16 protein-coding genes and 1 pseudogene are annotated in these 13,959 nt (G+C 61.0%); 6 read left to right on the forward strand and 11 right to left on the reverse strand.

From position 1 onward, the window contains the following. The first annotated feature begins 83 nt into the window (after positions 1 to 83). The 5 genes from ACH9L7_RS00745 to ACH9L7_RS00765 all read left to right on the forward strand — a co-directional run bounded on the left by ACH9L7_RS00745 (position 84) and on the right by ACH9L7_RS00765 (position 4,354). Positions 84 to 1,175, forward strand: coding sequence for a metal ABC transporter substrate-binding protein (locus tag ACH9L7_RS00745; protein WP_396611846.1), 1,092 nt, complete (start codon positions 84 to 86; stop codon positions 1,173 to 1,175). Continuing rightward, positions 1,172 to 1,972 (forward strand): metal ABC transporter ATP-binding protein, encoded by an 801-nt coding sequence (locus ACH9L7_RS00750; protein WP_396611847.1) that lies wholly within the window; start codon positions 1,172 to 1,174, stop codon positions 1,970 to 1,972. The genes ACH9L7_RS00745 and ACH9L7_RS00750 overlap by 4 nt, the downstream gene beginning before the upstream one ends. Further along, positions 1,972 to 2,967 carry a metal ABC transporter permease gene (locus ACH9L7_RS00755; RefSeq protein ID WP_396611848.1) on the forward strand — a complete coding sequence of 332 codons (996 nt, stop codon included), beginning with the start codon at positions 1,972 to 1,974 and terminating at the stop codon, positions 2,965 to 2,967. Before ACH9L7_RS00750 ends, ACH9L7_RS00755 begins: the two co-directional genes overlap by 1 nt. Before the next feature lie 154 nt (positions 2,968 to 3,121). Then, positions 3,122 to 3,250, forward strand: coding sequence for a hypothetical protein (locus tag ACH9L7_RS00760; RefSeq protein ID WP_396611849.1), 129 nt, complete (start codon positions 3,122 to 3,124; stop codon positions 3,248 to 3,250). A gap of 69 nt (positions 3,251 to 3,319) precedes the next feature. After that, entirely contained in the window at positions 3,320 to 4,354 is a 1,035-nt protein-coding gene (locus tag ACH9L7_RS00765) for a phosphotransferase family protein (RefSeq protein WP_396611850.1), read from the forward strand. Positions 4,355 to 4,366: 12 nt separating this feature from the next. On the opposite strand, the gene ACH9L7_RS00770 is transcribed toward ACH9L7_RS00765, so the two are convergent. Next, positions 4,367 to 4,858: a hypothetical protein gene (locus ACH9L7_RS00770; RefSeq protein WP_396611851.1), complete on the reverse strand. Its 492-nt coding sequence runs from the start codon at positions 4,856 to 4,858 to the stop codon at positions 4,367 to 4,369. 81 nt (positions 4,859 to 4,939) lie between these two features. Here ACH9L7_RS00770 and ACH9L7_RS00775 point away from each other — a divergent pair, with 81 nt between their 5' ends. Next, the gene (locus ACH9L7_RS00775; protein WP_396611852.1) at positions 4,940 to 5,116 is read left to right on the forward strand and encodes a hypothetical protein; all 177 of its coding nucleotides are present in this window, start codon (positions 4,940 to 4,942) and stop codon (positions 5,114 to 5,116) included. A gap of 21 nt (positions 5,117 to 5,137) precedes the next feature. Here the strand turns inward: ACH9L7_RS00775 and gcvPB are convergent, their stop codons facing one another. From gcvPB to ACH9L7_RS00825, 10 genes and pseudogenes are all read right to left on the reverse strand, one after another. Next, entirely contained in the window at positions 5,138 to 6,559 is a 1,422-nt protein-coding gene (gene gcvPB, locus ACH9L7_RS00780) for an aminomethyl-transferring glycine dehydrogenase subunit GcvPB (protein WP_396611853.1), read from the reverse strand. Then, positions 6,559 to 7,902 (reverse strand): aminomethyl-transferring glycine dehydrogenase subunit GcvPA, encoded by a 1,344-nt coding sequence (gene gcvPA, locus ACH9L7_RS00785; RefSeq protein ID WP_396611854.1) that lies wholly within the window; start codon positions 7,900 to 7,902, stop codon positions 6,559 to 6,561. The genes gcvPB and gcvPA overlap by 1 nt, the downstream gene beginning before the upstream one ends. A 1-nt stretch (position 7,903) precedes the next feature. Then, positions 7,904 to 8,284 carry a glycine cleavage system protein GcvH gene (gcvH, locus tag ACH9L7_RS00790; protein ID WP_396611855.1) on the reverse strand — a complete coding sequence of 127 codons (381 nt, stop codon included), beginning with the start codon at positions 8,282 to 8,284 and terminating at the stop codon, positions 7,904 to 7,906. After that, positions 8,284 to 9,375: a glycine cleavage system aminomethyltransferase GcvT gene (gcvT, locus tag ACH9L7_RS00795; protein ID WP_396611856.1), complete on the reverse strand. Its 1,092-nt coding sequence runs from the start codon at positions 9,373 to 9,375 to the stop codon at positions 8,284 to 8,286. The genes gcvH and gcvT overlap by 1 nt, the downstream gene beginning before the upstream one ends. Before the next feature lie 209 nt (positions 9,376 to 9,584). Beyond that, the gene (locus ACH9L7_RS00800; RefSeq protein WP_396611857.1) at positions 9,585 to 9,884 is read right to left on the reverse strand and encodes a hypothetical protein; all 300 of its coding nucleotides are present in this window, start codon (positions 9,882 to 9,884) and stop codon (positions 9,585 to 9,587) included. Positions 9,885 to 10,146: 262 nt separating this feature from the next. Beyond that, positions 10,147 to 10,500, reverse strand: coding sequence for a hypothetical protein (locus ACH9L7_RS00805; RefSeq protein ID WP_396611858.1), 354 nt, complete (start codon positions 10,498 to 10,500; stop codon positions 10,147 to 10,149). A gap of 78 nt (positions 10,501 to 10,578) precedes the next feature. Beyond that, complete coding sequence (locus tag ACH9L7_RS00810) at positions 10,579 to 10,812, reverse strand: hypothetical protein (protein ID WP_396611859.1); 234 nt, start codon at positions 10,810 to 10,812, stop codon at positions 10,579 to 10,581. After that, complete coding sequence (locus ACH9L7_RS00815) at positions 10,812 to 10,988, reverse strand: hypothetical protein (protein ID WP_396611860.1); 177 nt, start codon at positions 10,986 to 10,988, stop codon at positions 10,812 to 10,814. The genes ACH9L7_RS00810 and ACH9L7_RS00815 overlap by 1 nt, the downstream gene beginning before the upstream one ends. A 148-nt stretch (positions 10,989 to 11,136) precedes the next feature. Then, on the reverse strand, positions 11,137 to 13,437 hold the full coding sequence (locus tag ACH9L7_RS00820; protein ID WP_396611861.1) for a PAS domain S-box protein: 2,301 nt from the start codon (positions 13,435 to 13,437) through the stop codon (positions 11,137 to 11,139). 242 nt (positions 13,438 to 13,679) lie between these two features. Continuing rightward, positions 13,680 to 13,847, reverse strand: a pseudogene (locus ACH9L7_RS00825) (His/Gly/Thr/Pro-type tRNA ligase C-terminal domain-containing protein); the annotation flags it as partial. Positions 13,848 to 13,959: the final 112 nt, after the last annotated feature.

Below are 13,959 nucleotides of genomic sequence, written 5' to 3' on the forward strand. Positions count from 1 at the left end.
CCACCATCGAGAGTTTTAGACTAGTCTAATTCTTAGATTAGAACAGCAGACATAAGTACTGGTGTGTAGCTATATCTTTCATAATGGGAAGCAAAAACCAGACGAAGGAAATGCGACTCTCTCGTAGACGCGCACTCGCGGCAGGTTCGAGCCTCGTCGCAGCGGGTCTCGCTGGTTGTCTCGGTGGCACTGTAAGCGGCGCAAACGACGAGGAAACCGGCGGGTCGGACGAGACGACTGACTCCGAGGACGGTCCCGTCGCGGTCGCGTCGTTCTTCAGTTTCTACGACTTCGCCCGCAAAATCACAAAGAACACTCCGGTGACGGTGAAGAATCTGATTCCAACCGGGCTTCACGGTCACGGCTGGGAACCCGACGCGAGCGTCACGCGGGACATCATCGAAGCGGACGCATTCATCCACGTCGGGGAGGACTTCCAGCCGTGGGCCGACCGCGCCATCCAGACGCTGAAAGACGACGATATCGATACCCAACTCATCAACGTCCGCGAAGGCGTCGAACTCGTCGAACTCGCCGCCAGCCTCGACAGGGACGAAGAGGGCGTTGGTCAAGGTCGCGGGAAAGACCCGCACTTCTGGCTCGACCCACAGCGCGCGAAGACCTCTGTGGACAACATCACCGAAGGGCTGGTCGAACTCGCACCCGACCACGAAGATACCTTCCGTGAGAACGCGTCGACGTACAAGTCCGACGTTCTCGACCGAATCGACCAGGACTACCAGGACATCTTCGACCGCGCATCGCGGGACGTCGTCCAGTTGGCCGCACACAACGCGTTCCAGTATATCGGCGTCCGCTACGGCGTCGAAATGCGCCCGCTCGTGGTCAACCTCGCGGCGAGCGGCGACGTGAAGCCCTCGGACATCACGGAAGCAAAGCAGGTCATAAGCGACAACGACATCAAGTACATCGGTGCTGGTGTCTTCGAGACGCGAAAGCCCGCAAAGCAGTTGATTGCCGAGACCGCTGTCGAGGCGTACTACCCGGTAACTCCCTACGCGGGCGTCCGCGACAACTGGGTCGAGAACAACTGGGGCTACGAGGAAATCGCGTACAAAATCAACATGCCCACCTTCGAAGTCGTCCTCGGTAACAAATCCCCTGCCGAGGCGGGCTACGACGGGTGGGAAGAAGAGTGGAGGAACTTTGAATGAGCATCCTGAACGGCGAAGAACAGTCAGTAACCGAATCGAAGCCGAAACCGAACGCGGAACCGACCGAGCCGCTCATCGAACTGTCCGATGTCGAATTCGGGTACACCGCGGCACCCGTCGTAGAGAACATCTCGTTCAGTATCGCTCCCGGTGAGTACGTCGCCGTCGTCGGTCCGAACGGGTCGGGCAAGTCGACGTTGATGAAGCTCATCCTCGGCTTGCTCCGCCCCGACGAGGGGTCGGCACGCCTATTCGGTGAGCCGTCCCACGCGTTCGACGACGGCGCTCGTATCGGCTACGTCGCCCAGCACGCGAGCGCCTCGAAGGCGATGCCGATTACCGTCCGCGAAGTCGTGAAGATGGGTCGGTTCCCCCACGTCGGCTTCGGGATGCTCTCGGCCGAAGACCACGAAATCATCGACGAAGCGCTCGCCACGGTCGGCATGTCCGACTTCGCCAACCGCCGAGTCACCCAACTCTCCGGCGGTCAACGCCAGCGTGCGTTCATCGCCCGCGCGCTTGCCGGAGAAGCCGACCTGCTCGTCCTCGACGAGCCGACTGTCGGTGTCGACGCCGAATCGGTCGATGCGTTCTACGACCTGCTCGAATCGCTCAACGAGGACGGTATCACCATCCTCCTCATCGAGCACGACCTCGGCGCGGTCACCGACCACGCAGAGCGTATCGTCTGTCTCAACCGCGAGGTGTACTTCGACGGCCCGACCGACGACTTCGTCGAGAGCGACGCGCTCGCCCGGGCGTTCGGGACGGCCGCGACGTTCATGGGTGAGATGTGATGCACGTCGAACTGCTCACCCTGTTGCAGGCGGGGCCGTTAGATTCGGTTCTCGCACCGTTCTACTGGTTCCTCTCGCTCTGGTCGGACCTGCTGTTCTTCGTCGAGGGAGTGACTGGACTGGAATTCCTCCAATACCAGTTCATGCACCGCGCCATCCTCGTCGGGCTCTGTATCGGCGTGATGGCCCCCCTCATCGGGACGTTCCTCGTCCACAGGCAACTCGCGCTCATCGGCGACGCGTTGGCACACACCGCCTTCGCCGGCGTCGCAGTCGGGTTGTTCCTCAACGGCGTGTTTAGCCTCGGCGTCTCGCCGTATCTGACTGCCGTCGTCGTGGCGGTCATCGCGGCGCTCCTCATCGAACTCATCTCCGAGGCGACCGACGCCTACAACGACGTGTCGATGGCAATCGTGCTCTCGACCGGGTTCGCACTGGGGACGGTCCTCATCAGCCTCAACGCTGGCGGCCTCGCAGTCGGTATCAACCAGTACCTCTTCGGGAACCTCTCGACGGTCTCCGCCGAGAACGCGGCCATTCTCTTGGTCCTGTTCGGCATCATCGTCGCAACCGTCGGGCTCACTCGAAACCAACTGCTCTACGTCACGTTCGACGAAACCGCGGCCGCAGTCTCGGGCATCTCGGTCACGTGGTACAACCGCGTGATGGTCATGCTCACCGCCCTGGTCGTCGTCGGTGCGATGCAGATTATGGGTGTCATCCTCGTCGCCGCGATGCTTGTCGTCCCCGTTGCGGGCGCGGCGCAGGTCTCGAAGAGTTTCACCCAGTCGCTTTTGGTCTCCGTGGTCCTCGCCGAACTCGCGGTCCTCCTCGGAATCGGCGTATCCTACTACGGCGGCGCAACCGCAGGGGGCGTCATCGTCCTCGTCGCCGTCGCAATCTACGCCACCTCCGTCATCGTCGGCAAACTGCAAGAGCGGGCGAGCGATGATTCTGTCCCCGAACTGGGAAGCATCGACTCCACCGACGCGTAACCAAACATTCTGAACCTCGCGGCCGTTCGTCTCGTGCCCGCAGTTTGATACTGCAAGACGCAGCGAACGCACTGGTTCCTGCAAGACGCAGCGAATGCGCTGACTCCGTTCCCCGAAGAATATAATATAACTCCAACATAATCAGCGAAACGAGATGAGCACTCATTCTGCTGGAGATATCGGCGGTATTGTCGTGTACTCGTTGTTCGTGCTCGGGGCAGTGGTCATCGGTCCACTCGAAGCGGTGCTTGGACTCGCTCTCTACTGGCTGTTCGACAACTGACTCGCTCGAATCGAGTGTCGCCGAGACAGACACCTACCAGTAGAAACCGATGGCATTCTCATTTGATATATGATAGATTCAACGCCGTCCATCGACCATGAAGATGTGCTTCGAGCACTTCGCCGGGTCGATGCTCCCGAACTTGCACGCTATCGACCACTCTCTGAAGTGTCTCTCACCGACGTCGGCGACGGCGTCAACGACGTATTCGTCGTCTCTCCCGACCACGATACCGACCGAAACGCCGACCGACTTGTCGTCAAGTTCGGGACGTACTCCGAACCGGGACACCTCCGCGCGGGCGTGACCGCCTACCGCCTCCTCGCCGAATTCACCGACCTCCCGGTCCCTGAAGTCGTCGCGCTCGACGAGGGTGACGACGAGACACCGCCGTTCGTGGTGATGGAACACCGCCCCGGCGCGGCGCTGGCCGATGGCTTTCTCGACACCGAGCGGGCGACGAACCCCGCCGCGGTTCGACTCCTCGGCGCGGTCATGGCCGCGTTCGGGTCGATTCCCGCGCAAGCCACCGACGGCTACGGGTACATCCAGCGCACCGACTACCGAGACGAGAACCCCGTCGCGGTCGGCACGTACGACGACTGCTCGGCGTGGCTCGTCGACTACGGAACCGAACTCTACGAGGCGGCGGCAGCACACGAGAAACTGGATGCAATCGTTCCGGACGTGTTCGACTACCTCCAAGCAAGCCGCGACCGACTCCCGGCAACCCCGTCTCCGTCGATTGTCATCACCGACTTCTCACCAGCGAACCTGATGAACCGAGACGGAATCCCGCCAGAGAGCGTCGACGAACTCACTGGTGTCATCGACCTCGAACGCGCCAAACTCGGCCCGCTGGAGTTCGCCGCGGTTAACGCCGAGTATCTTCTGACCCGCTACGTCGACGACCCGGCCCCGGTTCGAGAGGCGCTCTACGACCCGCTTCCGTTCGGTCCGGATATTCCGCGACGTGACTGCTACCGCGTGCTCGCAATGGGGCGGTCCGTCGCTGCCCTTCCGTTTTGGTACGACTCGGAGGGCGAGTTGTACGAACAGCGGGCGAGCGCGATTGCGAGCGAACTCGACCGAGTCGTGCGCTGAGTACCGACTGCCTCACTCTGACTCGCTTTCGTAGACGGTGCCGGTTGGGTCCCAGACCAAATCGACGAGGCTGGCGATGCCCAGAAGAATGAAGAATATCGGCAGGTCTGTCGGCGCTCCAATAACGTAGGCAACGATGCCGATGACGCCGAGCGGGAGTGCAGCGATACGTCTGATGTTCGGAATCTGCTGTAAGAGTAGAGTGCTTCCCGCGTACGCCGTCAGTGAGGTGAGAAGCACGACGCGAATCAATTCTTGACCGCGGACGAACGCCCAGATAGACATTGCGCCGAGAAGGGCCGTGATAAACCCGAACGCGAGTCTCCGAACGTTTCGTGCAGTCAAATCGAGGAGGGCGAGCACGACCAGCCATTCCGTCTCACCAACGATAATCTTTTGACACGTCGGGCGATGGGGTCGCGAGCCGACGTTCGTCGACTGGACGCCGTCCAAGCCGGGTAGTGGTCCGAACGTGCCCTCTTTCGAGAGCAGACACAATTTCATATCGCGATATTTGATTTATGTCTCCTGCCACAGCGCCCGCGAACCAATATCTTCAACAATGACTACAACGGATTCGACCCCATGAGCGACCTCGAAATCGACCGCGAATGCCCCGTTTGCGGCAACGACACGTTCTACCTCGCCGCCAGCATGGAGATTCACCTCGGCAAGAAGACCAAGTGGAGTTGCACCGAGTGCGATTACGGCTACATCCACATCACGGACGATATCGAGACGTACGCGAAAGCGGAAGCCTAGTCCGCGAAAAAGGGAGTTTCGTTATTCTTCGTCGGCGAGCGACTGCCACGAGAGCCGCGGGTTCCGCGCGGCGGACACCTGGTCGATGCGGCGGGCGCTCGTCTTCGTCGGTGCGGTTTCGAGCGCCTCGTCGGAGTCCGCGTAAGCGGCGTTGAAGGCGTACGCAAGGTCGTCGAGCGACGCCTTATCTTCGATTTCTGTGGGCTCGGTGAGCATCGCCTGCGAGACGAGTTCCGGCCACTTCGTCGTCGGCGGGTGGACCCCGTAGTCCAGCATCCGCTTGGCAACGTCTGCGGCGTCTCGGTCGCCCGACGTGGCCGCAAATTCGTGGTGGAACGGTCCGTACGGGACTTCGAGGTCGATTTGCGAAGCCAGATAGTTGGCGTTCAAGACAGCCTTAGCGCTGGCGTCCGAGAGGCCCGAATCGCCGAGTCGAGCGATGTAGGCATAGGCCTTCACGAGGACGAGCCAGTTGCCACCGAAGCCGTGGACCTTGCCGATAGTCGACTCGGGGTCGTACAGTTCGTAGCCCGCTTCGGTCTCTTTAACCATCGGACTCGGGAGGTATTCGGCGAGTTCGTCGACGACACCGACCGGCCCGGCACCGGGTCCGCCGCCGCCGTGGGGCGTGGCGAACGTCTTGTGCACGTTGTAGTGCATGATGTCGAAGCCCATGTCGCCGGGGCGAGCGCGGCCCAGAAGGGCGTTGAAGTTCGCGCCGTCGTAATAGAGCAGGCCACCGGCATCGTGGACCATCTCCGAGATTTCGAGGATGTCGCGCTCGAACAACCCGAGCGTGTTCGGGTTCGTGAGCATGAGCGCGGCTGTTTCCTCGGAGATGGCGGCGTCGAGCGCCTCGATATCGACGCGGCCGTCGTCGTTGGAGGGGAGTTCGACCACGTCGTAACCCGCCAGCGCGGCGGACGCGAAGTTCGTCCCGTGTGCGGACGCCGGAATGATGATTTCGGAGCGGTCGTCGCCCCGTGCCTCGTGATAGGCTTTTGCGATGAGGATGCCCGTGAACTCACCTGCGGCACCGGCCGGAGGTTGGAGCGTCACAGCGTCCATTCCGCCGATTTCGGCGAGTTGCTCCTGCAGGCCGTGGAGGAGTCCGAGCGTCCCCTGAATCGTCCGGTCCGAGCGGTCCGGGTGGACCGCGGCGTTCGGGTCCGCAGCAACGTCCTCAGTGAACGAGGGGTTGTACTTCATCGTACAGGACCCGAGCGGGTACGGTCCCAACTCGACGCTGTAGTTCATCTGCGAGAGGCGCGTGTAGTGGCGCGCGAGTTGGGGCTCGGACAGCCCCGGCAGCGTGAGTTCGTCGCGCGTCAGGTCGTCCGGCAGGACGCCCTCGGTGTCGACTTCGACCGTCGTGCTGTCCTTCTCCGAGAGGAGCGGTTCGTAGCGGTCGTCGCGGCTGAAGCGTGCTTGGTCGAAGTTCATCAGGCTACCTCCTCGAAGGCCGCGACCAGTTTGTCCGCGGCGTCGGCGTTCACGTCGGTGATACAGACTTGCAGGTAGTGGTCGTCGAGCGTGTGGACCGCAAAGCCGCGCCCCGAGAGGTCGTTCGCGATGGCGGGTGCTGGTTGGTCCGTGTGGACGACGAATTCACGGAAGTGGTGCCGGTCGTAGACCGGTGCCTGCAGGCCGGAGATGTCGTCGAGTCGCACTGCGAGGTCACGCGCGTCGGTGACCGCGCGGGTCGCGAGGTTGACGAGGCGGTCCGGGCCAAGCCATGCGATGTGCATGGCGGTTCGGAGCGCCACCCACGCCTGATTCGTACAGATGTTGGATGTGGCGCGCTCCTTCCGGATGTGTTGTTCGCGCGTCTGGAGCGTCAGCGTGAACGCGCGCATGTCTTCGGCGTCTTCGGAGACACCGACGAGACGACCCGGAACCTGCCGGAGGAACTTCTCGCGGGTCGCGAAGATACCCAGCCCCATGCCGTAGGAGGTGCCAAGCCCGAGAGCGTCGGCCTCGCCGACGACGACGTCGGCACCGACGCTTGCGGGTTCTTCGAGGAGCGCCAGCGCAACGACGTCGCTTCCGAGACAGAACAGCGCGTCGTTCTCGTGGGCGAGGTCGCCGATGTCGGAGAGGCGCTCTTCGATGACGCCACGAACGGTCGGACTCTCGGCGTAGACCATCACCGTCTCGTCGTCGACGAGGTCCGAGAGGGCGTTGAGGTCGGCAGCGCCGTCGGCCATCGGGTACTCGCCGATTTCCATGTCGGCACCGTCGAGGTAGTTTTCGAGGACGCCGAGGCGACCCTCTTGAAGGTGCTCGGGAACGAGGACGCGGTGACCGCTCGCACCGCGGCGGAGGCGGTTTGCGAGCAGCGCGGCCTCAGCGAGGGCCGTCGCAGCGTCGTACATCGAGCAGTTCGCGACCGGAAGCCCGGTCAGTTCGACCAGCATCGACTGGTACTCGAATAAGGCCTGCAGGAAGCCCTGTGCGATTTCTGGCTGGTACTGCGTGTAGGAGGTGAGGAACTCCGAGCGGCGCGAGAGGTCATCGACCAGCGCGGGAACGTAGTGCGCGTGGTGGCCGCGGCCGAGGAACTCCGTCAACTCCTCGTTGCGAGCGAAGAGGTTCGCGATGGACTCTCGAAGGTCGCGTTCGTCGGTCGCGTCGAGTCCAAACTCGCCGTCGAACCGAACGTCCTCGGGGATGTCGAAGAGCGATTCGACGCTCTCGGCCCCGACGGCGTCGAGCATGGCCGCTTCGTCGGCGTCGGTGTGTGGCGCGTAGGGACTGCCGTCCCGGCGTCCGTTTCCAGCCGTCATTTCACTCCGTCTGCTCGCGGTACTCCTCCGGCGAGAGGAGGTCGTCGAACTCGTCCGAGGAGGACGGTTCGAGTTCGAGCATCCATCCGTCGCCGTAGGGGTCGTCGTTGACGAGTTCCGGCGCGTCGAAGAGGTCTTCGTTGACGGAGACGACCGTTCCCGAGATGGGGGCGTAGAGGTCGGAGACCGCCTTGATACTCTCGACGACGCCGAATTCGTCGCCCGCGGAGAGTTCGTCGCCCTCGCTGGGGAGTTCGACGAACACGACATCGCCCAGTTCGTCCTGTGCGAAGTCGGAGATACCGATTTTGACGGTGTCGCCGTCGGTGGTGGTCCATTCGTGCGATTCCAGGTACTTTCTGTCGTCGGGAATTTCGAACATTAGTTGTTGATGAAGGGTGGTGTAACGATTTCTGCGCGCTTCTCACGGCCGCGAACGAGGATGGTAAGCTCCGTTCCGTCGTCGGCGTACTCGACGGGGACGTATCCGAGTCCGATGGGGTCCGAAAGCGTCGGACTCATCGTCCCGCTCGTCACCGTGCCGATGACCTCGCCGTCCTCGGTGGCGATGTCGTATCCGTGTCGAGGGACACCGCGGTCGAGGAGCGTGAAGCCGACGAACGTCTCGTCGACGCCCGCTTCGTGTTGCTGTTCGAGGGCGTCGCGACCCACGAACTCGGTGTCTAACTTGACGACGAAGCTGATTCCAGCCTCGAACGGCGTCCGTGGTTCTTCCTCGGGGTCGAAGTCCTGCCCGGAGAGCAGGTACCCCATCTCCATGCGAAGGGTGTCGCGGGACCCGAGACCGCAGGGCGTCGCGTCGAGCGACGACCACACGGTTTCGGCGTCGTCCCACGGACAGAGGACTTCGAAGCCGTCCTCGCCGGTGTAGCCCGTTCGGGCGACCCAGCACTCGACGCCAGCCACGTCGGCGTACTGCGCTTCGAACTTCGAGAGGTCACCGACCGCCTCGTCGGTCGTCGCAGCGACCGTTTCGAGTGCGTCGGGACCCTGTATCGCGAACATCGCCCAGTCTTCGGTCACGTCTTCGACGGTTGCGTCGAGGTCCCATTCGTCGCGGAACGAGTTCCATCGGTCGTACATCTCCTCGTCGTGCCCGGCGTTCGGAATGAAGAGGTACACCGGGTCGTCCCGGTCGGGAAGACGGTAGACGACGGTGTCGTCGATGATGACCCCGTCGTCGTTCACGATAGCCGAGTACTGCGAGTCACCCGGTTCGAGGACCGTCACGTCGTTCGTCGTCAAGCGTTGCATCAGTGCGGTTCCGTCCGGGCCGGAGACTTCTATCTCACTCATGTGTGAGACATCGAAGATGCCTACGGACTCGCGGACGGCCGCGTGTTCAGCCCTGATGGAGTCGTACTCCACGGGCATGTCCCATCCACCGAACTCGGTGAAACGTGCCCCCGCGTCGGCGTGGACATCGTACAACGGCGGCTTGCGAAGGCCCATACAGGCCCCTGCGAACTACGGTAAGTAATGCTTTGGTATCTTCTCTCCCGGAGTGTGCACAATCTTGCAATAAATAGTGCTGAGGTAGGGCTAAAAACACCACGAACCCGCACCTCTGGTGGAGAAAATTGCCATCGAAGCACCTCTCTCGGCAGGTACTCGGAAGTGGAGATAAATCAAATACTGCGATACAAAACTCCGGTGTGGTACTATAGTTCCGAGCGGCACCCGTACGGGTGTTGGGAATTGACCACGACGTGGCCGCAGTCAACCGGTTCGGTGGAAATGCCCTGCGGCAACTGTTCTTCGGTAACTGGGGTCAGGTGTAACAGCTCGCCGCCGACGGTCTCCACCCACTCACCGCCTGTCTCGGAGTCCCAACAGCAGACGTGCCAGATATCGCGCTCCAAGCGCTCCCAAATTTGGACATCCGAGTAATACTGGCCGTCGGAACAGACGTACAGCGACCTCATGTACGCCACCCCACGGTGGTCGAGGGAGGAATCCACCGGTGTCGTACCTGCGTGACCGCACACGTCTGTACTGTCCCACTACCCCGGTCGAAACACCTCGGCTCGAACTGCTCGTATCTATTGTCTGTTTTCATGGTTCTCTCACGAGTACTCGCCGTCCAACGACACGTGACTACCTCACCAAGCGGTACGACGTTGAGACGGCAGTCAGTGAGATGCGCTTTGTTGGCACGAACCCCGACGCTAGTCATCTAGGTCATTCGGATGGGGACAGCGACTAGCTAGCTAGTGCCGGAGCCTACGATTCACAACCCGAAGCGAGGTCGAGGTAGGGGGCTAGGACCGTGGATTCCGGTTCGAGTTCGATTATGCCCGTCTCCGGGTCGAACGTGAGTACGTTCCCGTCGGCGAGTTTCGGGAGATGAACGTGGTAGAGCGACGTACTGAGCCGTTTCGGGTCGTCACCGTCGGTTTTCTCACACGCTGCGAGTTTGTCGGCCAACTCAGCTAATTCGATGCTGTCGGAGTGACGCGTGAGATACCGGAGGATAGCACGCCGTTGGCAGTCGCTGAGGAGGTCAAATACGGTGTCGAGCGGGATATCGCAGCCACGTGTCTCCTCTCCTGTCTGGTCCCTCTCTGACTCCGTCATTGTGGTATCTGTCGGTTGGACGTATCGAAAACCAAGAGACTAGCCCACTAGTGTGAAATTATTGAACAGTGTGGGACGTTACGAGTCGGTCGAGGAGTCTCCCCCACCGACTGCGTCCTCAAGGCCGTCCTCGTACGTCGAGGACTTGACGTATTCGGAGAGCGCTTGGTGTTCTTGGTACTTCTCTGACTCTGTGGCCCGTCGGAGACGAGATTCCTCTTGCCGTTCCGTAACCGTTGACTGGCCGGTGATAGCGATAAACAGGTCGCGGTATTTCCGGGCTTGTTGGCGGTTGGGAGTACGTTCAGACATCATCCTATTGCGGGGCGAATCGCTTCGGTACCCGACCCCGAGGTCCATTCGCTGTGTCCATTCGCCGATGCCGAGACTGTCAGCGTCTCGTCGGGCGTCTCCTGGCCGTCGAGGAAGTTCGATGCCGCGAGCGCTGTCTGGGCACTCCGTATGTGATATGCTGGCATTTTACTCATTGATGCGACCACATATCAGTCGAGAGATGTGAAATCGACCGGGCCTAGAGTACTAGTGTGGTGGAAATGACGAATTCGTGAGCACACTAGCCCACTAGTCCGCTTCCCTGTCGGTGCCCCCGACTCGGACGGTAGATGGTGTCAGCGTCTAATCGAACAGCCCTATCTCGTCTATCTGTTCCAGAATCTTTTGCGTCGATTTTCGCACGTGGAGGTAGAACGTCGGCGACGAAATCCCGAGTGCATCGGCGAGTTCGTCGCCCGTCGAGTAGCGCGGAGATTCGAAGAACCCGGCGTGGTAGGCGAGTTCGAGTACCTCCCGCTGCCGGTCGGTAAGCAGCGTATCGAGCGCGTCCTGCGTGAGGTTTATCGACTGCACCGGCCTGTCCACCGACCGCTTGGCAACGAACGTCGTGTCGGGATACGCCGCCTGCACCCCCGAGATAATCTTGCGGCTATTCGCGTCCGGTGCGACCTCACCCACAATCGTCTCCTCGCCGTTTTCGACGACCTTCGACGTTACCGTAGCACCGTATTCGAGGAGCTTCGTCATCGGGGAGTCGCTCACCCTGTACTCTATCATGCCCCGTGAGCCGGTTGCGTTGATAGTCCGAGCGCGGTCCACTGCTGGCGAGTTCGAGAGGTATCCGATGACCGTCTCCGGATTCGCGCCTTCGACGGTCGCATAACAGAGGAACTCGTTTTCCGAGGTCGGGACGACGGTCTCGTACTCTAACCGGCAATCGAGTTCCTCGGTCACCTGCGCGGAGACTGACCCTGCGCCCGTCGTCTGGAACTCCAGTTCGACCACGGTGTCCGTGTGGAGGAGCCGTTCGTTCTCTGCGGCGTGCATTGCGTGGCCGATTCGTTCCCCGAGGTCGCGAAGCAGTCCCTTTTCGTATTCGTCGAACGCGGTCGCTCGCCCCGAGTACACCCCGAGAACTCCGTACACGGTGTCGCCAAAGACGACCGGAATCGCAGCCAGAGATTGGTAGCCGCGAGCGAGCGCATCCTCGCGCCACGATTCGAATGTCGGGTCGGCGAGGATATTCCGGGCCGCCTGAACATCGCAGTCACGGATGGCACGGCTGACCAACTGCTGGCCCACCTTGTCCTCGTCGGTCGTCAACTCGAAGTCGTCGAGATAGCCTTCTTCGACCCCGGCCCACTTCTGGTAGGTCACTTGTTCACGTTCCGGCGTGTAGTCGCCGTACCACGCGAACAGGTAGGTGTCGGTCGTCGCGAGATGCTCGCAGACGACCTGTTCGATTTCCTCTTGGGTCGAAACCCGAGACAGCGCACGGTTGAGCGGGCGCAGGTTCTCAGTGATTTTTCTGACACACTTGAGCGATGCCCGTTGGCGTTCGAGCGTCCGCTGACGCTCCTTCTGGTCGGTGATGTCGGCGTTCACTGCGACGAACCGCTCGATGTTCCCGTGGTCGTCCTTCACCGGGGCAATCGTCTGGTTGACGACGTACCGCTCGCCGTTCTTCCGTTGATTGGCCACTTCGCCGCGCCACACGTCGCCCGAACAAATCGTCTCCCATAGGTCCGCGTAGAAGTCGTCGTCGTGCTCGTTGGAACTGAAGAGCCGTGGGCTCTCACCCAGGGCTTCCGCCTCGGAGTACCCAGTGATAGTCTCGAATGCCGGGTTGACGTACTCGATAGTTCCGTCGGTGTCGGTCATGTAAATCGAGTGACCGGCCTGCTCGACCGCTTCCTGAAATGCGCGGAAGCGCTCTTCACGTTCCCGTCGTTCGGTGATGTCCTCGACGACGCCGTCGATGTACGTCGTCCCACACTCTTCGCGTTCAATCGCCGTGACCGACGCCCAAATCGTCTCACCCGTGGCGGTTTCGACCTGCAGTTCCTCGTCGAGGAGCACACCGTCTTCGTCGAGTTGCTCCCGTAACACCTGCCGTTCCTCCGGGTCGGTGTAGAAATCCACAGGGCCGTGCTGGCGGAGTTCATCGACCGACGGCACGTCGAGCATGTCCAAGAGCGCCGCGTTCCCTTCGAGGAAGTTCCCGTCGGGACAGGCCTCAGTCCGGTAGATGCCCTCCGGGAGGTTCGTGACGATGTCTTCGTACCGTTCGAGTTCGTCTCTGCGCTGTACTCGCTCGGTGTTGTCCTGGAGCATCCCGGTGAATAGCCGGCGACCGTCGTGTGTGTGTTCACGGAACTGAATCGAAACCGGCACTTCGTGACCGTCGCTGTGTTGCGCAGCGAAGTCAACCTCGTTTCTGTCGCCCTGTGGTGCATCCGTTTCGAGTGACTGCCGAAACGATTGCAGTGGGTTTTCCTCGCGGTGGTCAGAAATGAGCGTCGAAAGCGACTGCCCTACTAGGTCATCCGGTTGGTAGCCGACGATGCGTTCGAGCGCCGGGTTGGCAAAGACAATAGTACCGTATTCATCGACCGTAAGAATTCCCCCCGGGATATTCGACACCAGCGCCTGACAAAAATTCGCGGCGTCGAGGTTGAGCGGAGAAGTAGTAAAGACGCTCTCGAGACAGCACTCTTCCCCCGAGAACGAAGATTCACTCCGGTTAGTCATCAGAGTAATCTGACACTCGAATACGGAAAAGCCCGTTGGAGTGGAGAATCCTTTCGCTTGAGACGTTCTCTACGGGATGAATGAACAATCGAGGTTATGACATTGAATTGAAGTTAGGTGGTGTCGAAGTCCGTCTAGGAGGAGACGAACTCCGAGACAGCCTCGGGTTCGGTGTACCGTGTTTCGCCGTCTCGGCTTTCGAGTTCGACCATTCCAGTCTCTCGGAAATGGTTCCCGAGGACGACCTTTCGGGGAATCCCGAGGAGGTCGCTCTCGGCGAATCGCTCGCCGATAGTCTGGTCGTTCAACGGAGCATGTTCTCGACTCCCCCTCCTGTCAGGAGTTACCAACCCTGTCATAATTTTTTTATCAATCGTCTAACTAGATGTAGTTGGATGTTTGACAATTCAACCC

Source organism: Haloferax sp. S1W (genome assembly GCF_044593955.1).
Taxonomy (GTDB): Archaea; Halobacteriota; Halobacteria; order Halobacteriales; family Haloferacaceae; genus Haloferax.